At 46.0% G+C, this 23622-nt stretch carries 14 protein-coding genes; 7 read left to right on the forward strand and 7 right to left on the reverse strand.

From position 1 onward, the window contains the following. Positions 1-4: 4 nt before the first annotated feature. From BLR32_RS28160 to BLR32_RS28175, 4 genes are all read right to left on the reverse strand, one after another. Complete coding sequence (locus BLR32_RS28160; protein ID WP_245705538.1) at positions 5-1390, reverse strand: TolC family protein; 1386 nt, start codon at positions 1388-1390, stop codon at positions 5-7. Positions 1391-1430: 40 nt separating this feature from the next. After that, positions 1431-4598 (reverse strand): efflux RND transporter permease subunit, encoded by a 3168-nt coding sequence (locus BLR32_RS28165; protein WP_089836969.1) that lies wholly within the window; start codon positions 4596-4598, stop codon positions 1431-1433. A gap of 25 nt (positions 4599-4623) precedes the next feature. Further along, entirely contained in the window at positions 4624-5706 is a 1083-nt protein-coding gene (locus BLR32_RS28170) for an efflux RND transporter periplasmic adaptor subunit (RefSeq protein ID WP_089836970.1), read from the reverse strand. Between the two features lie 164 nt (positions 5707-5870). Further along, positions 5871-6278: a hypothetical protein gene (locus BLR32_RS28175; RefSeq protein ID WP_143011620.1), complete on the reverse strand. Its 408-nt coding sequence runs from the start codon at positions 6276-6278 to the stop codon at positions 5871-5873. Between the two features lie 343 nt (positions 6279-6621). Between BLR32_RS28175 and BLR32_RS28180 the strand changes: the two genes are divergently transcribed. Then, positions 6622-7137, forward strand: coding sequence for a hypothetical protein (locus tag BLR32_RS28180; protein ID WP_089836974.1), 516 nt, complete (start codon positions 6622-6624; stop codon positions 7135-7137). Here BLR32_RS28180 and BLR32_RS28185 read toward each other — a convergent pair whose 3' ends face one another. Then, positions 7138-7923: a response regulator transcription factor gene (locus tag BLR32_RS28185; protein ID WP_089836976.1), complete on the reverse strand. Its 786-nt coding sequence runs from the start codon at positions 7921-7923 to the stop codon at positions 7138-7140. 369 nt (positions 7924-8292) lie between these two features. Here BLR32_RS28185 and BLR32_RS28190 point away from each other — a divergent pair, with 369 nt between their 5' ends. Together BLR32_RS28190 and BLR32_RS28195 are read left to right on the forward strand one after the other, a co-directional pair. Then, a complete protein-coding gene (locus BLR32_RS28190; RefSeq protein ID WP_089836978.1) occupies positions 8293-11478 on the forward strand; it encodes a SusC/RagA family TonB-linked outer membrane protein in 3186 nt (1061 codons plus the stop codon). A 21-nt stretch (positions 11479-11499) separates the two neighbouring features. Continuing rightward, positions 11500-13068 carry a RagB/SusD family nutrient uptake outer membrane protein gene (locus tag BLR32_RS28195; RefSeq protein WP_089836979.1) on the forward strand — a complete coding sequence of 523 codons (1569 nt, stop codon included), beginning with the start codon at positions 11500-11502 and terminating at the stop codon, positions 13066-13068. Between the two features lie 95 nt (positions 13069-13163). On the opposite strand, the gene BLR32_RS28200 is transcribed toward BLR32_RS28195, so the two are convergent. Both BLR32_RS28200 and BLR32_RS28205 read right to left on the reverse strand, forming a co-directional pair. Continuing rightward, positions 13164-14264 carry a glycoside hydrolase family 43 protein gene (locus BLR32_RS28200; protein ID WP_089836981.1) on the reverse strand — a complete coding sequence of 367 codons (1101 nt, stop codon included), beginning with the start codon at positions 14262-14264 and terminating at the stop codon, positions 13164-13166. 20 nt (positions 14265-14284) lie between these two features. Next, complete coding sequence (locus tag BLR32_RS28205) at positions 14285-15319, reverse strand: LacI family DNA-binding transcriptional regulator (protein ID WP_089836983.1); 1035 nt, start codon at positions 15317-15319, stop codon at positions 14285-14287. Positions 15320-15586: 267 nt separating this feature from the next. On the opposite strand from BLR32_RS28205, the gene BLR32_RS28210 reads away from it, so the two are divergent. From BLR32_RS28210 to BLR32_RS28230, 4 genes are all read left to right on the forward strand, one after another. Continuing rightward, positions 15587-17257 carry a GH35 family beta-galactosidase gene (locus BLR32_RS28210; RefSeq protein ID WP_089836985.1) on the forward strand — a complete coding sequence of 557 codons (1671 nt, stop codon included), beginning with the start codon at positions 15587-15589 and terminating at the stop codon, positions 17255-17257. A gap of 418 nt (positions 17258-17675) precedes the next feature. Then, positions 17676-18359 carry a tRNA (5-methylaminomethyl-2-thiouridine)(34)-methyltransferase MnmC2 gene (mnmD, locus tag BLR32_RS28220; RefSeq protein ID WP_089836989.1) on the forward strand — a complete coding sequence of 228 codons (684 nt, stop codon included), beginning with the start codon at positions 17676-17678 and terminating at the stop codon, positions 18357-18359. A gap of 165 nt (positions 18360-18524) precedes the next feature. Further along, positions 18525-21995: an alpha-L-rhamnosidase-related protein gene (locus BLR32_RS28225; RefSeq protein WP_089836991.1), complete on the forward strand. Its 3471-nt coding sequence runs from the start codon at positions 18525-18527 to the stop codon at positions 21993-21995. Between the two features lie 435 nt (positions 21996-22430). Beyond that, positions 22431-23621 (forward strand): glycosyltransferase family 87 protein, encoded by a 1191-nt coding sequence (locus tag BLR32_RS28230; RefSeq protein ID WP_089836993.1) that lies wholly within the window; start codon positions 22431-22433, stop codon positions 23619-23621. The last annotated feature ends 1 nt before the right edge of the window (position 23622 follow it).

A 23622-nucleotide genomic window follows, 5' to 3' on the forward strand; every position in this document is an offset into this window, starting at 1 on the left:
TAGCTTAATTCCATCCGCCGCCCAGCGCCTGGTAAATGTTGACCATGGCGTTCAGCTGCTGTTTTTTGGTCTCGATCAGCTCAAACTTCGATTCCAGTGCATCCCTTTGAGTAAGGAGTACCTCCATGTAATCAGCCCTTGCTGACTGGAAGAGGCTATTGGAAATCGCGATTGACTCGGACAGTGTCTGCACCTGCTTTGATTTCAGGTCATAGCTTTTGGCCAGGTTGCCGATCTTGATCAGCTGGTTGGCAACCTCAACATAGGCGTTCAAGATGGTACGCTCGTAGTTGTAGGCAGCCTGTACCTGTTTCGCATTGGCGGTAGCGTAATTGGCCTTTATGGCATTCTTATTGACTAACGGTGCGATCAGATCACCTGCCAGGGAATACATCAGCGATTTAGGCGTCCTGAACAGGTAGGTTGGATTAAAGGCGTTATATCCAAAACCGGCAGAAATACCCAGGGAAGGGTAGAACTGGGCTTTGGCCACCTTTATATCCAGCTTGGACGCAACCAGGTCCAGTTCCGCCTGTTTGATATCAGGACGATTGGCCAGTAATTGAGATGGGATACCTGTATGAACGATCTCCGGCATCGGATTGTCAAAAGTCTGGAGATTCCTTTGGATCGGCTGTGGATATCTACCCAGCAGGAAATTGATCCGGTTCTCCGTCTCTGTGATCTTCTGCTGGATATCGTACTGCAGGCTTTTGGTGTTCAACACCTCCGCCTCAAATTTACGTACGGCCAGTTCGGTAACCCGGGTAGCTTCCTTCTGCAATTTTACAACTTCCAGCGCATTGTTCAGAATGTCGATGTTCTGTTTTACAATACCCAGCTGATTATCCAGTGCCAGTAACTCGTAGTAGGAGTTAGCTATTTCTGCTATCAGGGTGGTTACGATAAAGTTCCTGCCTTCTACGGTGGACAGATACCTGGTCACTGCTGCTTTTTTAGCGTTGTGCAGTTTATGCCAGATATCCACTTCCCAGTTGGCATATACGCCCAGCAGGAAATCGGGCAATGGGTCAGGCATTTCCTTTCCAGGTTCGATCTCAGTAGTAGCATCACCGGCGCCCTGGCTGGTATAGCGACCTACCTTTTCAACCCCTGCAGCGCCTCTGACGCCCACAAATGGCAGATACTCACCCTTTCTGGCCCTTATCTCGTTTTTGGCGATCTCTATCTCCTGTAAAGTGATATTGAGCTCCTGGTTGTTGTTTAAAGCAGTATCTATCAGCGCAGCCAGGTAAGGATCAGTGAAGTATTCCTTCCACTTCATCTTTGCTATGCTGACAGTATCCTGCGAGTTGTTAAAACTCGCAGGTACTGTTCTATTCTCTGTCTTTTCCGTTAAAGCCGGTACGCCACAAGCCGCAACAGCCAAGGAAACACAGGTTATTCCTATATACTTATTTACTTTTTTTCTAAACATTGTGATCGATTTCTTCAGTTAAGGGGTTTCCGTCTTCGTCTTTAATGAGCTTACGTTTTGCCGCCAGACCACCGAATATGTAGTACAGTCCCGGGATGACAATCACACCGAAAACTGTTCCCAACAGCATACCGCCGGCAGATGCAGCACCAATTGTATGGTTACCGATAGCACCCGGACCCGTAGCAAAAAGCAGTGGGATCAGACCGGCAATGAACGCCAGTGACGTCATCAGGATAGGACGGAAACGCGTTCTCGCACCTTCTATCGCAGCATCAACTACGGTTGCACCTGCACGGTGTTTCTGCACGGCAAATTCCACGATCAATACGGCGTTCTTACCCAGCAAACCAACCAGCATTACAAGACCCACCTGGGCATAGATATCGTTGGCCAGTCCCATTAGTTTAACAAGCAGGAAGGCCCCGAAAATACCCGCAGGCAGGGAGAGGATCACCGCCAACGGTAGCAGGAAGCTTTCGTATTGTGCCGCCAGGATCAGGTACACGAAGGCCAGTACCACCAGGAAGATGTAGAGTGCTTCGTTTCCACGTTCTACTTCATCCTTCGACAAACCTTCCCAGTCGATGTCATATCCGCGTGGCAATGTCTCTTTGGCTACTTCCTGGATAGCTTTGGTGGCTTCACCACTGCTGTAGCCCGGTGCAGGCTCACCCCTGATAGCAGAGGAAGTGTACATATTGTACCGGGTGATCTCATTCAGACCATGTGTTTTTCTGATGGACATGAATGCTGAATAAGGCACCATTTCATCTTTATTGTTCTTTACATACAGCTTCATCAGATCGTCAGGCAGCCTTCTGTATTCAGGAGAGGCCTGCACGTATACTTTGAGTGAAGTACCGAACCTGATGAAACCAAGTTCGTAGGTACTACCGATCAGGATAGAGAGGTTGTCCATCGCTTTACCGATAGATACACCTTTCTGCATCGCTGCCTTGTTGTCGATCTGCAATTCATACTGAGGATAGTTGGCACTGAAGAAGGTGAACAGACCTGTCAGCTCTTTGCGTTTACCCAATGCAGCCATGAACTGATCATTCACTTTTTCCAGCTCCTTATAATCATCACTGTTTGTCTTATCAAGCAGGCGTAGCGCGAAACCGCCCGCAGCGCCATATCCAGGTACAGCCGGTGGTCCGAAGAACTCTATCGTTGCTCCCGGAATATCTTTTGATTTTTCTTCCAGCTCTTCGATGATCTCTGTCACACTATGCTTACGCTCGGACCAGTCTTTCAGACTGATAAGACAGGTACCTGCGTTGGAACCCCTACCTTCTGTCAATACCTCATAACCTGCCAGTGCCGAAACGGATTGGATACCTTCTATGTGTTCAGCAATTTCCTGTACTCGTTTTGCGAGATCATTGGTCCTTTCGAGGGTAGCGCCGGGAGGTGTCTGGATGATCGCATAGATCATACCCTGATCCTCATTGGGAATGAAGCCGGAAGCCAGATTACCGTTGATGCCAACAATACCGGCGCCGAAAGCGATGAGGATACCAAAGGTGATGACTCTACGGTTCACGATCAATTTGAGCAGGCTTGCATATTTGCCGGTGAGTTTCTCAAACTGATGGTTGAATCCATCGAGGAACCTGTTCATCAGTGTTTTCTTCCTGGGCTGTCCGTGGTTATTCTTCAGGATGATCGCACAAAGTACGGGCGTCAGTGTTAGTGCCACCACACCGGAGAGTACGATGGAAGTTGCCATGGTAATGGCGAACTGCCGGTAGAAGATACCTACTGGGCCCGACATGAATGCTACCGGAATGAATACTGCAGTCATTACAAAGGTAATAGCGACAATCGCTCCGCTGATCTCATGTATCACCTTTATAGTTGCCTGATAGGGCGAGAGATGTTCTTCTTCCATCTTGGCATGGACGGCCTCTATCACCACAATGGCGTTGTCCACCACAATACCGATAGCCAGTACGAGCGCGAACAGTGTGATGAGGTTGATGGTCAGTCCGAAAAGCTGCATGAAGAAGAACGCACCCACCAGCGATACAGGCACCGCCAGGGTAGGGATGAGGGTAGAGCGCCAGTCGCCCAGGAAGATAAATACCACGATCGCCACCAGTATAAATGCCTCGCCCAGGGTATGTACCACTTTTTCGATAGAGGCGTTCAGGAAGCTGGATACGTCGTAGTCGATCTCATAGTTCATTCCCGGAGGGAAAGAGCTCTTTTTAATTTCATCCAGTTTCAGCTTGATGGCTTTAATTACATCGCTCGCATTACTACCATAAGTCTGTTTTAATACGATCGCTGCTGAAGGGTGACCATTGAGGTTGGAATAGATATCATAGAACTCACTTCCGAATTCAACATCCGCAACGTCTTTCAGGTAAAGGAGCTCACCGTTCGGATTGGCACGGATGATCACGTCCTGGTACTGTTCAGGTTTGTTGTAACGGCCCTGATAAGTCAATACATATTCGAGCGACTCAGAACGTTTACCATCACTTCGTCCCAGACGGCCGGGAGATCCGATAATACTCTGATTGCTCAATGCTTCCATCACTTCATCTGTAGACACATTATAGGCGCGCATACGGTCAGGTTTCAGCCAGATACGCATTGCATACTGGCGGCTACCGAGGATCTGTGCGTTACCGATACCTTTTACCCTTTTGAGCTCATTTAAGATATTGATGTTTGCGTAGTTGTAAAGGAAGTTCTCATCCGCTTTAGGATCTGTACTGTATACGTTCACGTACATCAGCATGTTTGGCTGCAGGATATTCACAACGATACCTTCACGTTGTACGAGTGGCGGGAGCCTGCTCGTTACCTGCTCAATCCTGTTCTTAACGTTTACTACAGCCTGGTTAGGATCTGTACCGAGATCGAATACTACCTGAATATTGGCTTCACCGGCACTGGTAGCGTCGGATGTCATGTACTTCATACCCGGTACACCGTTCACTGCCTTTTCCATCGGGATGAGAACGGATTGCACCAGTACATCGGCACTGGCGCCGGGATAGGCTACACTCACAATTACCCTCGGAGGTGCGATCGACGGGAACTGTGAGGTAGGGAGTGTATTAATGGCCAGTACGCCCATGAAGATAATGATAAGTGATATCACTATCGCAAAGACAGGCCTTTTCATGAATATGTTAAACATTCTCTTGCTTTTTTAGATACTTACTTTATTCAGATGCGAGGATTAAATGAGAAAGCACAGTCTTTGGCTCCTCATATTCGTATGCGATCTTATCGTCATTTTTCACCTTCCTTAATCCTTCAAGAAGTATCTTTTGACCGTCAGCCAGTCCTTCTTTTATTACATACAGGTCAGGCATTTCAGCAGCAATGGTGATGGGTGTTAATTTCACCACATTGTTTTTATCCACTACATACACATACTTTTTATCCATGATCTCAAGGGTTGCTTTCTGAGGAATGATCAGTGCATCCCTGATAGGTCTTTTAATCAGGATAGTACCTGTTTCGCCATGTCTGAGCAGGCCTTCTGTATTAGGGAATGTAGCCCTGAAAGCGATGTTACCGGTTTCATTGTTAAATTCACTTTCAATCGTTTCAACAACTCCCGGATGTTTGAACAATTGTTTATCTGCTGTCAGCAGGTTCACTTCCAGCTTCTTTCCGGTGTTGGACTGCGCTTTATAAGCGAGGTACTCCGGTTCAGAAACATTGAAATAAACCCACATCTGGTTATTGTCGCTCAGTGTGGTAAGCAGTTCTCCTTCTTCAACAAGGCTTCCCAGTTTTAAATGCAGGAGGTCTACCAGGCCGTCAAAAGGAGCCCTGATATCTGTAAAAGCCAGGTGCGCCTTGGCAAGTGCCAGTTCAGCCTTAGCTTTTACCAGTTTGGCCTGGGCCATAGCCAGTTCATTTTTTGATACGACGTTTTTATCTGCAAGCGGTTTGGTGTTCTGTACCTCGATCTCTGCGATATTCACTTCGGCCTCTGCCCGCTGTTGCTCAGCTTCATAGAGGGTAGGCATGATCTTAAAGAGAAGCTGACCTTTTTTTACGAACTGGCCTTCATCTACAAAAATGTTCTGCAGATAGCCCTTCTCCTGGGCTCTCAGTTCGATGTTACGTATGGAACGAATCTGACACACGTATTCACTGGTGATTGTCGTGTCCATTTTCAGAGGACTGGTAACGAGCAGTTTGGTACCTTCTTCCTTTTCTTCTTTCGCTGATTTACAGCCTATATGACACAACATGGCATACAAGCCCATGAGCATGACAATTCTCTTCATAGTATTTATATGTTTTAAATAAGATGCTGGTAGCTGACTAATGGTGGTTTATAAGGTGTATAGCGCTATATCCTCAATAGCAGATGCTATGGACGGTAAGCGACAGAAATATATTTTCAGATGTTTCAGGCAATGGTGGTTAGCCTGTAAGCTACAGTGAAAGATCACACCCTGATTACACGGTGTACAATGAACTTGTCAGAAAATAAATAGGAAAAATGATTGCAGAAAGGTAAAGGGTTCTTTAGGTAATTATAGTATGCTGCGGGTTCAAGCGGGTCAAAATGATAATAATTGCTGATCTCTACATGTTTCCTGTTTGAAAGACTTTCCTCTTCGTCTTCAACCTCTGTGGCCTTGATCTTTTCTTTTCTGGCCCCGGATGCAGGTTTGTTACTGAACATTGCATGGTCGTTCCGTACATCTGCAATGCGTATGTGTACAGTACTTTCCGAATGCTGCAGCATTGACCTGTAAACATAATCCTGGTCTGTACCTGCGTACAGATGGCTATGTCCTTTCAACAGGAAAAAGCAGAGCGATAAGAAAAAATTAATTAACAACCTCGTCATCGGGGTACAAAATTAGCAGAAAGTTTATTAAATAGATAGCGTTGTTAAATTTTAAGTATGATTTAATAATTCGATGTGTACGGATGAGGATGAAATTTACCAAATGGTACGTGTGTGGTGGAAGGACAAAATGACACTCTGTATTGGATGGAATGGTGAAAAATATCGACTAATTGGCGATATTTAACGGTGATTTGTTATGACCACCTGTCTGTATAGCATGCATAATGATGAAGAATAACATTAAAATCTGATAAATTTGCAATAACAGTAATTACTGAACTAGATAATATGAGGGAGGCAGAATAATTCTCTAACTTGCATCCCGTTTATCCGGCATACTATGACAACTACTAATTCAACTACACTTATTCAAGGGATCACTCAGTTTATTAAATCTATTGGCATCCCGGTAGTGTTTGATACTATCACGGAAGAAACTTTTGTACCTGGCATCCTGATAAATAAAGGAACCCTTGTTGTTGACGAAAGCCGCTTACTGTATCCGGGTGATCTTTTACATGAAGCAGGACATATTGCTGTTGCATTTCCTGCAGACCGCGAAATGATGTATGGTAATGTAGGCGCAATGACAGAAAAGAATCAATCAGATGGAGAAGAAATGATGGCCATTGCCTGGAGCTATGCTGCCTGTGTTCATCTCAATATTGATCCGGCGATCGTTTTTCATCCTCATGGTTATAAAGGATCTTCTGAATGGTATATCGAACAATATACTGCCGGAAATATGCTTTATCTCCCCTTATTGCAATGGGGTGGTTTTTGTTATGATGCAGTCAATGCCGGGAAAAATGGGGCACAGCCATTTCCTCAGATGATCAGATGGTTAAGAGAATAGTTACAACGTAAATTTTCCGGCTGAAAATTGTTCTTCCTTTTTTATATGCTGGAAAGCAGTAGGCGTCATATTAAACTGCTTCAGAAAGGCTTTGCCAAAGCTGCTCTGTGAGTTAAATCCTACCATGATAGCTACTTCGAATATTTTATAACCTGTACCGGCCAATAGCTCCGCAGCCTTCTTCATTCTTGTTACTGTCAGCAGTTCATTCGGTGTAAGATCTGACAGCGTTTTAATTTTCCTGTATAAGGTAGGTACGCTGATGTTCATCAGTTTTGCCAGCAGCTCTACATCCAGCTCAGGGTTTTCTATGTTATCCATAATCAGCTTGTTCAACGTGATCAGGAAATCTTCGTCCGCCCTGGAGTATGCCATCGTACTTATATGTGCGAGGGGATAGCTGGTATAATATGCCCTGATCTTCTTACGATTATTCAGCAGGTTGCTGACCTGTGCTTTCAGGTGTTCTGGCGAGAATGGTGTTTCAATACAGGCATCTGCACCTGCTTTCAGACCATCCAGCCTGGATTGCATGGGCGCAGTGAGTAGTATGAAGGGAATGTGTGAGTAGTTCAGGCTTGTTTTCAACCGGGTGCAAAGATCGAAGCCATTGACAAGTGGTGTATGGCTGTCGGAAATGATCATCCGGACAGAGTGTCTTTCTATCATATCGAGCGCCTGTTGTCCGTTTTCTGCAGTGAATATAAGGTAATCTTCACGGAGGTTTTCTGATAGGACTTGCAGTTTATCCTTATTACCATCTACTAATAATAACGTGTCTTGCATACGTGGTCTGTAAAATGAATACAATAGTTAATGTATCTGACAAGGTGCGTGTTCCTGTTCTTTAGTAATCGTTTAAGCTAATTTCTTTTCCGGGTTTACGACCTCAATTTACGCAACCGATTGTGATTTGAGAAATATCAACCAATTATTGATAAGCTCAGACCAAAAAATCTGGTAATTATGTAGGTACTTCACGCTGCAATTGAGCCTGAGAACCACTATAAGTAAGACCAGGATGATTCCCGTTTTGAAAAACTATGTTTCCCCGGAATAGGCTTTCCGCCGTCATGGGATTACTTATAGGTGTAAAATTGACAATTTTTTTGTTTTGTTACCATTTTATCATTTAAAAACTATCAATCACGCGTTATGAAGCTTGCTTTACGAGTTTTTTTTCGGAGAGGTCCGGCTGTCGGCAGAGGGCAGCGGTTACTTCCGGCATTGCTGACTGTACTGGCATTATTCCTGTTTACGGTAGTGCACGGTCAGAATGGTCAGCCTATAAAAGGTAGAGTCATCGACGAAACAGGAAAGCCACTATCAGGCGTTACTGTTTCTGTTAAAAACACCGGCCGGGGTACGGTGACCAATGCAGAAGGTACCTATAGCATTAATGCTGCTCCCGGAGAAGTATTGCAGTTTAGTTTTATTGGTTATACTCCCTTCCATGTTACAGTAGGCAGCGGGGCAAATTATGAAGTAAGCCTCGCCCCGAATATGCAGTCGCTGGAACAGATGGTCGTAATAGGATACGGTGCACAGAAGAAAAGTTCCCTTACCGGTTCTGTAGCTTCTGTAAGCAGTAAAACGATTAGTGAACTGCCCGTTGTCAGCGTACAACAGGCATTGCAGGGAAGAGTAGCTGGTGTGACCGTTACCAATAATGGTACACCCGGTACTGATGCTATTGTGAGGATCAGGGGTATCAGCTCTATCAGCTATGCATCAGATCCGCTGTATGTAATAGACGGTTTCCCCACTTCTAACCTCGCAAATTTTGACAGCAGGGATGTTCAATCGGTAGAGGTATTGAAAGATGCCAGTGCGGCTGCTATTTATGGTTCCCGTGCTACAAACGGTGTGATCATCATCACTACCAAAAAAGGTTCCCGCGATGGCAAGCCACATGTGAACTTTGATTCTTACGTAGGTGTTCAGTCAGCCTGGAAAACAATCGACCTGCTGAATACGCAGCAATACCTGCAGTATGAGCGTGCATTAAACGGGGCAGCCGGCATTGCAAAACCACCGCGCCTGCAAGATGCTAATTTTAATCAGCCAATATATGACGGCACTTCACAGACCTATGCACAGACAAATACCGACTGGCAGGATGCCTATTTCAGGAAAGCCCTGATCTCACAGTCTAACGTGTCTGTAAGCGGCGGTAATGATGCTTCGCGCTATTATATGTCGGCCGGTCATCTTAAACAGGACGGTATCGCACAGGGAGTGAATTATCAACGTGGTAATTTCCGCATCAACTCAGAGCACAATATCAGCAAGGTGTTTATGGTAGGAGAGAACCTCCTGTTCTCTTATTCCAAACAGCGCTACGATAATACTTCCGGTAACAGAACCCGCCTGGCGAACATTATCAGGGCACTGCCTTACCTGCCTGTACATGATCCAACCACGAACGGCGGTTTCCGGAATGCGGAAAATAGTGTGGACGGTGCTGACCCTACCAACCCAGTGGAAGATGCAACGCTGCTGGGAGACGCTCACCGCCAGAACTTTAAGCTGCTGGGTACTGTGTATACACAGGTGAACTTCACACCCTGGCTCAGTTTCCGCTCTACATTTGGTGCTGACTATGTTACGCAGTTTCAGCATGTTTTCGCACCCATTTACAATGATAAGGGGAGGAACGCTACTGTAGCCACTATCACCGACCAGCGGACAAACAGGACCACCTTGCTGTATACCGAACAACTCACCTTCGATAAGACCTTCGGCAACCATCATATCAATGCAATAGCAGTATACGAGCGGCAGCAGGCAAATAACTTTGGTGAATCACAGACGGGTAACCAGAGCTCCAATGACAAGGAGACCCTTGTTGGTGCTACCAATGTGACAGCATTTTCTTCGCGGACCGCTTCATTGATACAATCTTATATCGGCCGTGTCAGTTACGATTTCGCGGGTAAGTACCTGCTGAGTGGCGCTATCCGTCGCGATGGACTCTCAGTATGGGCACCTGGGAGGAAATTCGAGAACTTCCCTTCTGTGTCTGCAGGCTGGAAGATGGACCAGGAACCTTTTATTAAACAGGTGGCTGCCATCTCCGAGTTGAAACTGCGTGGAGGATGGGGTATCACAGGGTTGAATGCGATCGGTATTTTCCCTGCCCTGCAAAACGCTGTGCTGAACGATGAATATCCCTGGCAGGCGGTAGTACAGGCGAATGGTGCTACTTATCCTTTTGGTAATACCATTACTGTGGGCAATGCCTCTTATTACAATCAGCTGGCCAGCACTAACCTGGAATGGGAAAAGACCAAACAGATAAACGTTGGCCTGGACCTCGGATTGTTCAATAACAAGATCACCTTTACAGCAGAATGGTACCGCCGTCAGACGGATAACCTGATCCTCACTATTCCTACTCCCTATAGTTTTGGTTTCGGTGGAACAGGTTCCCAGCTGAATGCTGCGTCCATGAAAAATACCGGTGTTGACCTGCAATTAGGATACAACAAGACAAGCGGTAGCTTTAAATGGAATGTGACCGGCAACATTGGGTTCATCACGAACAAAATACTGAGCCTGAATACTCCTGGTGCTACTATCGATGATGGTGCTGATGCTGATTTCGGTAATGGTAACATTACCCGTACGGTAGCTGGTCAGCCTATTCAGTCTTTCTACGGATATGTAGTAGACGGCATTTTCCAGAGCCAGGATGAGGTGAACAAGAGCCCTGTACAGATACCAGGTACTAATCCGGCTAAGTCAACTGCGCCGGGTGATATCAAGTTCAAAGATCTTAACAACGATGGTAAGATCACAGCTGCGGACCGTACCTTCCTGGGCTCCTATATTCCTAAATTCACTTATGCGCTCAATGCCAGTGCTAACTATAAGAACTTTGACCTTTCCCTCTTCTTCCAGGGTGTACAAGGCAACAAGATCTTCAATGGTACCAGGGTACTGAGTGAAGGTATGGCCCGTTTGTTCGGCGCCGGTGTGGAAGTGCTGAATGCATGGACGCCTGAGCATACCAATACGGATATGCCGAGGGCTATCAGTGGTGATCCTAACCAGAATGCCCGCGTTTCAGACCGCTGGATCGAGAACGGTTCTTATTTGAGACTGAAGAATGTGATCCTGGGTTATACCATTCCGTCTTCAGCTCTGCGCACCTTTGCTCATGGAGCAATAAGCAGCTTCAGGGTATATGTATCTTCCCAGAACCTGCTGACCTTCACTGGCTACAAAGGATGGGATCCTGAGATTGGTTCAAAGAACACAACACTCACCAATGGTATCGATTATGGTCAGTATCCCGCGGCAAGGTCTTTCCAGTTTGGCCTGCAGGTAGGTTTCTAATGAGCAGCAAAAAAATCAGACATGAAAAAGCATATTTCTAATAAGATCATTATAGCCGCTGTAATAGCGGCAGTATTTACCACCGCCTGTAACAAGGACCTGGACAAGACAAATCCCAGTTACGCCACACTGGAGACTTATTTCAAGAACAGCGCGGAGATGCAGAAAGGCACCAATGCCATTTATTCAGCTTTTCACGCAGCTAATCTCGTTGGTCGTGAATGGTTCTTCGTGGAAGACCTCAGAAGCGATGATGTTGCTTCCGGTGGCGGACAGCTGGAAGTGCCAAGGGCGCAAATCCTGAACGGCGCCACTACTTCAGATAATCCCGTGATGAATAGTGTATGGAAGGGACTCTATACTGTTATCCACCGCGCCAATACAGTAATCAGCAATGCGCCTAATGTGACCGACAATGATGCAGTAAGAGACCAATGTCTTGCAGAGGCCAAGTTCTTCAGGGCATGGGCTTATTTTGAACTGGTGAGCCTCTGGGGACCAGTGCCGGTATATACCACTGTGGTGAGCGGTTCAGATCAGTTTCAACCCAGGGCTACCGAAGATGCAGTGTATACACAGATCATCAAGGACCTGACAGAGGCAGCCGCTGTGTTAAAACCTTCCTATGGAAACGCAGATCTGGGTCGTGCAACATCAGGTGCGGCGAATGCAATGCTGGGTAGGGTCAACATGCAGAAAGGCGATTACGCGGCAGCAAAGGCCGCGCTGTTGAAAGTGACCGGTGCAGGGCTTTATCGCCTGGTGGATAATTACAATGATAACTTCATTGAAGAAACAGAGTTTAATGCGGAGTCTATATGGGAAGCGGTGTATTTCGATAAGGGAGACAATAGCTTCGATTGGAGTGGCACGGGCGATGGTTCAGGAACAGCTCAATCCACTATCCGCAACCAGGAGTATTGTCCGCTGGCATGGAGAAACCTCATTCCTTCCGACAAGTACCTCAATGAATTTGAAAATACGGCAAGCGGCGCTGCTAAAACAGATCCTCGCTATCACTGGTCTGTTTATGAAACAGGCGACAAGTTCAATAACGATGCAGATGTATTGACTGATGCTTTGCAGAACGGGAATGCTTCCACCGTACGTGGCGTGACGAAAAAGGTGAGCTGGCGTAAGTTTATGCTCATCTATAAGATGAGCGTATCCACTGCATCTTATCATCCCGGAGGAAATAACCAGCGTATCATCCGCTATGCGGAAATACTGCTGATGCTGGCAGAATGTGAGAATGAACTGGGAAATACAGGTGCTGCTGTAGATTACCTCAACCAGGTAAGGGACAGAGCTTCTGTGATGATGCCGCATTATCCAACTACGCAATTCCCGGTAGGTAATAAGGACCAGGTAACGAAGGCGATTATGCATGAAAAGATGGTGGAACTGGGAGGAGAGGAGATCAGGAACCGTGACATCCTCAGATGGAGGAAAAAAGGATACTTCACAACAGATCCGATCAGTTATTTCAGGGCAAACAGGGATGAACTGTTGCCTATTCCACAGCAGGAAATTGACAACAACCCTAAACTGGGAACAGGAGGCGTAGATGCACAGAATCCCGGCTATTAGGAGTGTTTTTGAATACGAGACTAGTTGTAGATAAATGGTAGCACAAAAAAAGGGGAGACCGCAAGGCTCCCCTTTTACATGCCTGTATGATAAGTTTATAAGGAAGGATGGATAGTTTGAATACTGCCATCTTCATTGTAGTGCAGCTCTGTTACCTTTACGTTCCTCAGATAAGTTTTACCTGACAACTGAACATCATGATAGAAGAGGTACCATTTCCCATCTTTTTCAACGATAGAGTGATGACTTGTCCATCCCTCAACAGGTGTAAGGATCACACCTCTGTAGGTGAAGGGACCATATGGGCTGTCGCCTGTGGCATAACATAGGTTATGTGTGTCGCCGGTAGAGTAGGAGAAATAGTATTTCCCTTTATACTTGTGCACCCATGATGCTTCAAAGAAGCGTTTTTCATTGTCTTTCTCATGGAAGGGCTGACCTTTTTCATCGAGTACCTGTACTTCTTTTACTGGTCCGTCGAAATATTTCATGTTGGTTTCCAGCTTAGCTATTCTGGGCAATATAGCCAGTTCTTCCGGCTTTCTGTTCCCCTTAGCAGAGTCGTAACGATTGTTATTCCAGCGTTGTAACTGACCGCCCCAGATGCCTCCGAAATACATATAAGACTTACCATCATCATCCTGGAATACACATGGATCGATACTGTAGCTGCCGGGAATCGGTGCTTTTTCTGCTTTGAAAGGCCCTTCCGGTTTGCTGCTGGTGGCCACACCTATATGGAATATATCCTGGCTATCCTTTACAGGAAAGTAGAGATAATAAGTGCCGTTGGCAAATGCTGCATCCGGCGCCCACAGCTGGCGATGTGCCCATGGAATGTCTTTGATGTCGAGTGCAACGCCATGGTCGGTTACCTGGCCACCGATGGAATCCATGGAAAGAATATGGTAGTCTTTCATATCAAAGTGGCTGCCCAGGTCATCTTCAGGAATACCGGTAGCAGTATCATGTGAAGGGTAGATATAAAATCTGCCGTTGAACACATGTGCGGAAGGGTCGGCGGTATAGATATGGCTGACCAGCGGCTGTGAGAGATACTTCTTTGTGCTGCTGTCGGCCGTAACGCTGGCCAGTGTGCTGTCTGTTGTGTTCGTGGAACCAGACTGTCCGCAGCTGCAGATCATGCATGCCAGGGCAGCGTTGATGGTTAAAACGGGTAATTGTAAAGAGCGCATATGTTAAGTGTGTTAAAGTGCTATTTACGGCCTTTCTTCAGGGAAGAAGCCCGCACGATCAGTTCTGAACGCAGAATGATAGTGTTGGTACTGCTTACGAAAGAGACGTCTTTGACATGATTGATCAGGTGCCTGGCTGCCACCTGTCCCATTTCATAACCCGAATAGTTGATGGTGGTAAGATGGGGCTCTATGACCTGTGTTACAGGATCGTTGTTAAACCCGGCAAAGGCAATATCCTCGGGAATACGGATACCCTGTTCCTTCAATGCCAGCATACATCCTACGGCGCAGCTGTCGTTGGAAACAAAGACGCCGTCGGGAAGTGTCTTCATCTTCAATATCGACTTTGCCACTTCTGCGCCCGCTTCCTGGCTTAAATTCGTAATGACGACATAATCCTCCCTGAACTTGATCTTATGCTCTCCAAGGGCTTCTTTATAGCCTTTAAGGCGATCCTTATATACATTCTGCAGGGTAGGAGCGGTGATATGCATGATCCTGCGGCAGCCCTGTTCTATCAGGTGCCTGGTGGCGTTGTAGGCGGCCTGACGATTATCTATCAGGATATTGACTGAGTTTTCATGTGGCATCACACGGTCGAAAAAGATCACCGGGATGTTCTTTTTGAAGAAGTGCTCAAAGTGATTAAGTTCGGTGGTATCAACGGCCAGCGACACAAGCAGTCCGTCCACCCGGCTGTCAAACATGGTCCTGACACTGGAAGCCTCTTTTACAGAAGACTCGGAAGACTGTGCTATGAGGAGGGAGAACCCATGTTCGTTGGCGGCATTTTCAATACCGGCAATCACTGATGACATAAAGTGGCTATTCAGCCGGGGTACGATGATGCCGAATGTATTTGTCTTCTGGTTGCGCAGGCTGCGGGCAAAATGATTGCTGCGATAGCCCAGCTGTTCAGCAAGCTCAAATATCTTTTTCTTTGTCTTCTTGCTGATGGTAGGATGATCCTGCAGGCCGCGGCTGACCGTAGTTGCAGATATATTCAACTCCCTGGCAATATCATATATAGTTACCTCTCTTTCGTTAGCCATAAAGGTCAGTATCGATAAAATGTAAAATGAGAGAGCAATTCCAGGCACTCATAATCGTGGACAATACAGCACAATCGTTTGTGTAATTGATCTGTACAGCTAAAGTAAACTTTTTTGGAAAATAAATAACACAATCGGTTGCAATTTTAGAAATTGTCTTTATTTTAGTTATGGCAGTGTGATTGGAAGTGTTCCCGTTCTGAAAAATAATCCTCCGGATATTATTTGCATCGCTGCTACTGATCAAAACATAAAATTATTCTACAGATGGAACAAACAAGATCTTCGTTTGCTCCCGGCCATGTTGTGTTACGTGCTGGTATATTTACTTTACTGATCCTGTTGTTACCTTTCCTGACATGCAGCGCACAGCAGCATGCTGCTGGTCTTCCGCAGTTAAAGAAACAAGGTACAGCTACGCAGCTGATAGTTAAAGGTGCGCCTTTTCTTGTGCTGGGTGGTGAACTGGGAAATTCAAGTGCATCCAGTATTGAATATATGACAGACATATGGGGAACCTTGAAGAAGATGCAGCTGAATACAGTGTTGACACCGGTGTATTGGGAGTTGATAGAACCTGTTGAGAATAAGTTTGATTTCTCTGTGATAGATAAAATTATTTACCAGGCCCGTAGCAACAATATGCATCTCGTTCTGTTGTGGTTTGGCGCCTGGAAGAATAGTGTGAGCTGTTATGCACCAGCCTGGGTAAAGAAAGATCAGCAGCGGTTTCCAAGGGCATTACGGAGCGACGGAAGTGGTCAGGAGATCCTTTCTGCTTTTAGCAGTAATAACCTGGCTGCTGATGTGAAGGCATTTAAAGCGCTCATGCGGCATATTCGGGAAATAGATGCCGCATATAGTACCGTTATCATGGTGCAGGTAGAAAATGAGATCGGCATGCTACCCGAGCCGCGGGAACATACACCGGCTGCTAATACCGCTTATAGTGGCCAGGTACCTGCGGCCCTGATGGATTACCTGGTTAAGCATAAGGATTCCATTGTTCCTGAATTGAAGGCGCATTGGTCTTATAGTGGGTATCGGACCAGCGGTACCTGGGAGCAGGTGTTTGGCAAGCGCATGGCTACTGAGGAGCTTTTCCAGGCATGGTATTACGCTCAGTATGCGAATACTGTTGCCCATGAGGGAAAGGCGGAATATGCACTTCCTATGTTTGTCAATTGCGCATTGAATCACAGGAATGTAGACCCGGGGGTATATCCCAGTGGAGGTCCTTTGCCGCATCTGCTTGATATCTGGCAGGCAGGCGCTCCTGCAATAGATATACTCTCACCTGACTTTTATAATCCCCGTTTCAGGTATTACAATGATCTCTATATACGGAGGAACAACCCGCTTTTCATTCCTGAGATCCGCTTCGAACCATCAGATGGGGCAAAAGCCCTGTATGCAGTAGGACATTATCAGGCTATCGGTTTTTCTCCTTTTTCAATAGAGTCTACTAAGAAACCGGAGGAAGAAACAGTGGCCAAAAGTTATGACCTCTTACGACAACTGGCGCCGGCTATTCTTTCTTATCAGGGCACCGGTCGTATGGAGGGTGTATTGCTTGATACAACAATGCTGCGTACGGAAATCACTTCCGGTGATTATATCCTTTCTGTTGCGCATGATGGAACATTGGGATGGTCAGGCGTTCCCCGTGAGAAATGGCCGGAAGCAGGCGGTATCATTATCCGTACGGGTGATGACGAGTTTATTGTAGCAGGAACGGGTATCGTTATTACAGCTGCTACAACGGATACAACTGCTCCTTTTGTGGGAATTTTATCCGCAGAGGAAGGTGTGTATAATAACGGCAAGTGGGTGCCGGGAAGAAGACTGAATGGAGATCAGACGCATCAGGGAAGGCATATACGTATCGCTATGGAGGACTGGGGTATTCAGCGAGTAAAATTGTATCGGTATAAATAAAATAAGACGTATATTGACAAAGCCTTTGAAGGTTATATTATTATAATTCCACGTAAAAATTACTTGTTTAATAACCTAATACCTATACAAAAATGAAGATATCCAGGAAGACACAACTGATCATTCTACTGATTGCCAATTTTCTGTTATTGTTAATGACGTTTTCATATGTGCTGGGTGAACCAATTAGTGAGAGAGCCGGCATTATAGCTGTCGGATTAGTATCGGCTGCTGCATTAATTTCCTTTAATAAATTGATGATGTATTTCTGGGACAAATATTAAAATACGGTCAGCAGATGAAAAGTGGGACTACGTCTGTATAAACAATATCTCTTCCTGACGCTGGTATTAATGGCGGGGAACAAGTCGCAAAAGCCCCGTTGCAGTTAATATCCGGATTACCGAACTTTGCATGGATGGAAAGAAAGATACAGGTGACAGCAGATGGGTCCCACACGATATCCATTCCTGAATGGAACGTAACGTATCATAGCATTCACGGTGCTGTGCAGGAAAGTATGCACGTATTTATCAAAGAAGGACTAAAATATCAGCTGTCAAAGAGGGCAGGTGATACTTTGTCGATCCTGGAGATGGGATTCGGTACGGGACTGAATGCTTTACTGACTTTCAGGGAAGCTATCGGGGAACAACAGCACATCTATTATCAAACCATTGAACAATACCCTTTAACCTATACAGAGACAGACGAACTGAATTACGCTGGGCAGCTCAATGAGCCGGCCTTACAGTCTTGTCTGACTACCCTGCACAGCGTTCCATGGAATACAGACATACAGATACATCCTTATTTCTGCCTGCATAAAACGCACCTTGCATTACAGGATGTATCCTTCACCAGATCCTTTGATATCATCTATTACGATGCTTTTGCTCCGACTGCCCAGCCTGAGCTCTGGACGGAAGACGTTTTTAGAAAGCTGTATCATTGTCAGGCTCCCGGAGGAATATTGGTTACCTATTGCAGTAAAGGGAATGTCAGACGTGCCATGCAGACGGCAGGATTTATTGTTGAGAAGGTGCCGGGGCCTCCACGTAAAAGAGAGATGCTGAGAGCCATACGCCCCACAACTACGTAAGTGCCTGACTTTGCTTACATAGTACTCTAAAGCTAATAAATCGTCTTATATTATTTTTATTTACCACAAAAAACCGGACATTGTGGTATATAACCGCGAGTTGACTCACCCAATCCATTACAGATGTAGCAATCTATTAAGTCAAATCTATTTAATCCACACAGTATGAGACCATTAAAGCGACCTATGAAGTGGCTCAGAAGGCATATGCTTGTCTTTCTGGCCCAATCCCTCATTTTCATCTGTCACACATCTGTACGCGCTTCAACCAGTAATCGCGTTGACCAGGCAGTTTTCTACACAGATATCAACTATGGAGGAAGTGCTATCTCCTTGTCTGCCGGTACTTATACCCGGGCGCAGATGATCAGCAACGGCCTTCCTGACGACGCTATTTCCTCTTTTACCATTCCTGCGGGGTACCAGGTCACCTTTTACTGGGATGACAATTTCACCGGGGCCAGTTTGACGAAGACGGCCTCTGAGTCCTTTATTGGTCTGGAATGGAATGATAAGGTTACCTCCCTTATTGTTTCAAGGGTGCCGCCAGGGGAGCAGGCCGTTTTCTATACAGATATGAACTACGGAGGAACGGCTGTCGCGTTATCTCCCGGTACGTATACCAGGGCGCAGATGATTGCCAATGGGCTCCCTGATGATGCCATTAGTTCTTATACCATTCCGACCGGTTATCAGGCCACCTTTTACTGGGATGATAACTTCACAGGTTCCAGCATTACCAAGACTGCCTCAGAGTCCTTTATCGGCACTGACTGGAATGACAAGGTTACCTCCCTGATTGTTACAAAAGTAGCGCCGGAGGAGCAGGCTGTTTTCTATACAGATGCATCCTACCTGGGCAAGGCGATCGCTCTTTCTCCGGGCAACTATACACGGGCGCAGATGATCGCTTATGGTTTGCCTGATGATGCTGTTTCTTCATTTACGGTGCCTGCTGGTTACCAGGTAACTGTATATTGGGATGATAATTTTTCAGGCGCCAGTCTGACGAGAACAGTATCAGAACCCTGGATCGGCCCTGACTGGAATGATAAGGTTACATCTCTGGCCATTCAAAAGATCAATCCTTCATCATGGCAGGCTAACTGGATATGGACCGCTAATGCGGGACCAGCCAATACATGGCTCTCCCTGAGAAAGAAAGTAACGCTTTCCGCTAAACCAGGTCGTGCGCTGACCAGGATTGCTGCGGAAAACAAATACTGGTTATATGTTAATAATCAGCTGGTCGTAAAGGATGGTGGACTGGATGTACGTCCCGATCTGTTAAATACTTATTATGACGAAGTGGATATTGCGCCTTATCTCACTGCAGGTGAAAATACCATTGCGGTGCTTGTCTGGCATAAAGGCGGCAATAATTCATATTCACAGCGTGTAACGAATAATGGTGGATTATTGTTTGAATCATCCTTGTCAGGTAGCAGTCCCTCGTCTATTGTTTCTGATGCCTCCTGGAAGGTGAAGGTACATCCTTCGTTTGGAGCGACGACTCAGCTTATTCTCGACAACAGCGACTACAAATGGATTGCCTGGCCGGTTTCTTACAATGCACAGGCAGACCCCGGCGCATGGACATCTGCCGGCTATGATGATAGCGGCTGGTCTTATGCTGTTCAGAAAGGAATAGCAGGTGTAGCCCCATGGAATCAGTTAGTGCCCAGAACCATACCGATGTGGAAAGAATATGAGCTGGGCGCTTATACCAATGCTGCTTCATTTCCTCCTACCATCAGCTCCAATAGTATCATTACTGCAAGAGTTGGTACTAATATACAGCTGAGACCATATCTGAAAGTGACTGCGCCAGCCGGTGTTAAGATCAGGATTGAAGTGAACCGGTTTTACTGGCAGGAATATATTACCAGGGCAGGAGAGCAGGAGTTTGAGTGCTATGCCTGGCAGAATTCCAGCGGGGATACGGTGAGTTATCAATTCTCAAACGTGACCGGTCCTGTGCAGATACAGATATTAAGGTATCGTGAAACCAGCTATAATACAACCGTACCGGGAACCTTCTCGTCAAATGACGCAAGGCTTAACAGCTTGTGGAATAAATCCAAAGCAACGTCCCGTGTTTGCATGCGAGATATTTTCTATGATTGTCCTAACAGGGAGAGAGGGCAATGGTGGGGTGATGTATCCCAGCAGATCCTTTACTCCTTCTATCTCTATGACACGTCTTCGAATCTGCTCGCCCGCAAAGGTTACCGTGAATTGCTGCGTTCACAGAAAAGCGACGGATCATTATATACGACAGGTCCTGGTACTGCGTTCCATTTACCTGACCAGAACCTGGCGGCGATTGCCATGTTAGCGAAGTATTATGCTTATACAGGCGACAGGGCTTTATTAGAAGAGTTCTATCCTTCTATAAAGAAATTTGCTGTCTATTGTGTGAACTCCTCCAACAGCGATGGTATGCTTGTATGGCAGGATGGTCCCTGGAACTGGATTGACTGGGGTGATAACAAGGATGCTACTCCTGCAGGCGCCGCTAATACGGTTTATAATGGTATTTATGCCGTGTTCCTTGAATCGGCTGCCAATATCGCCAATTCGCTGGGATATGTGACGGATAAACGTTATTACGAACAGTTGTTGAGCAGAGTAAGAAGTAACTTTAATAATTACTTCTGGAACAGCAATGCAAATGCCTATGTTTATCATCGTACTGCCGGTGGTGTGCAATCACAGATCATAGATGACAGAAGCAATGCCTGGGCCTTCCTTGCCGGCGTGGCTAATGACGCACAGAAAGCGGCGATACTGAATGTACTTAAAACAAAGTACAATGCAAGTCCCTACCAGGAGATGTACATAGAACAGGCCATGGTGCAACTTGATCCCCAGGCTGGTATTAAAAGAATGAAAGACCGCTATGCAGGCATGATCGATAGCTGGTCTTCTACTTTATGGGAAGAGTTTCCAGCAAGCAATAGTAATAACCATGCCTGGGCCGCAGGACCACTGTACGTCATGAGTGCTTTTGTGCTGGGAGTGCGTCCTACATTGCCGGCATATGAAGAGTTTTCCTTCCTGCCGCAGTTAGGAGGTCTTACGAATGTATCAGGTGTGATACCGACCATTAAAGGCAATATCAGCGTAAGTGTTGCCACCAGTGGATCCGGACTTACACAGACGATGACATCCCCGTCCGGTACAACTGGTATTGTAGGCATTCCTAAGAGCGCTATTACCTGTGGCCTGAAAGAGATCAAGGTCAATGGTATCGTTATCTGGAGAAATGGTGCAACGGTAACAACTGTGCCAGGTGTGACCTTCCTTGGAGAGGATGCACAATATGTAAAATTCAGGGCGACTTCCGGTATATGGACATTTGAGGCCGGATGTACCCTTTCTGCTAAAGCAAGTACCAGCAGCCTGATGGTAGCTCCTAATCCATTTACGACTGATGTTACTGTAAAGGCGGAAGGCATAAAAGATCAGCATGTTATTGTGGAGATCTTCAACAGCAACGGCACGCAGGTATTGCCTGCAAAGAGGGTACAGAATGGCACAAATCTGAGCCTTTCGCATCTTCCTGCTGGTATGTATATTATTAAAACAACCGCTGGCAAGAAGACATATAGCAATAAAGTTATCAAGTATTAGTACGTGTTTCAAACGGCGGGCGGATAGGAAGGAACGAACGACTAAAGAGATAGTTTATATACGCTTTACGCCGGGCGTATACCCGACGCATACCCGACGCATAGTTGGACTTGATCAGTTCAGCACATGTACTCCGTTAGAGACAAATAGATGGACCAGGGAAATTTTCCCTGGTCCATCTATTTGTATATGATTTGTTAGTGGCTGTTGTATGTATGTTTACCGATAGTACCCTGGGGGTAGGGGGACAAAAAACCGTCTATGGTAATAGGATTAAAAACGCCTTAAATTTTCTTTTTCCTTTGTAGCATATTGTAACATTCTACATATTTGCACGTTAAATAGTGTTAAATACTGTTAAATAGTGTTAAATGCTGTTAAGCGCTATACCGCGATAAAACAGATATTTATCCGGGGGATACCTATAGTTTATTTATGACAATACCAGCTGTACCTGACGCCGGCTCTTTTTGGCGCAAGAAAATCCCAGGATGGTTAAGACAACCGGCGGTCATTGCCGCTATATATTTTGTTGCCACCATTATATTGTACATACAGGCGATTGTTACGGGGCGTTATAATAATTTTATCATTTTCCGTACTTCGTTTTATCATCTCGTACATAAGTTACCGTTATATCAATTGTATCCGGCGGAGTATTATGATTATTTCCTGTATCATCCGTCATTCCCTGTATTGTTTGCGCCTTTTGCGCTGTTGCCAAAAGAAGTGGGGCTACTGGGCTGGATGCTGGCCAGTACGGCTATTTTTCTCTACATGATCCGCAAGCTGCCTTTTGCAGACACTATTAAATGCATGGTTGCCTGGTTCCTGCTCATTGAGCTGAGTAATGCCATACAATCTGAACAAACCAACCCTGCTATGGCGTCATTCATGGTGCTGACAGTTGTAAGCCTGCAACGTCAGCAGTCTATGCGTGCCGCTCTGTTTGCAGCTTTGTGCTTTTTCATAAAAGGGTATGGCGCTATTACGGGCCTGGCTTTCCTGTTCTTTCCGCGGAAAGGTGCATTTATTGGTTGGGGCCTGGTATGGACCATCGTCGGTTCCGCACTACCGTTATTATTTATTTCTCCGCAGCTGCTCTGGCAGCATTATGTTGACTGGTTCCAGCTGCTCACAAGCACCACCATTAAAGAGGATGGCTCTCTACTGGGAATGTTGCATGTGATGCTGGGTCTTAAAACGTCTGCTATTGAGCTGTTTGACAAGATAGCATTACTGGTAGCAGTGGCCATGCTGCTGCACGCGTTGATATGCGGGCTGGTAAAGCGTATGCAGGGGTATCCCTGGATGCTGTTGGCCTATCTGTTGATATGGATCGTGGTCTTTAATCAAAGCACGGAATCGCCTACCTATGTTATGGCTGTTACCGGTGTAGCCATTGGTTGCTATACTATGCCGTTATCCCCAGGCTGGCGCAAAGGGCTGTTATGGTTCACGTTAGTGGTAGTATCTCTTTCGCCAACAGACCTGATGCCGAGGTTCATTAATCAGTATGCCATTGCCTGGCATATAAAAGCATTGCCTTGTACTGTTGTGTTGCTTTTTTTACAGGCACGGATAGGGGTATGGAGAAAATCCAACGTTACTTTCTGCAATAAATAAC

The organism is Chitinophaga filiformis, assembly GCF_900102545.1.
In the GTDB taxonomy this organism is placed as follows: Bacteria; Bacteroidota; Bacteroidia; order Chitinophagales; family Chitinophagaceae; genus Chitinophaga; species Chitinophaga filiformis.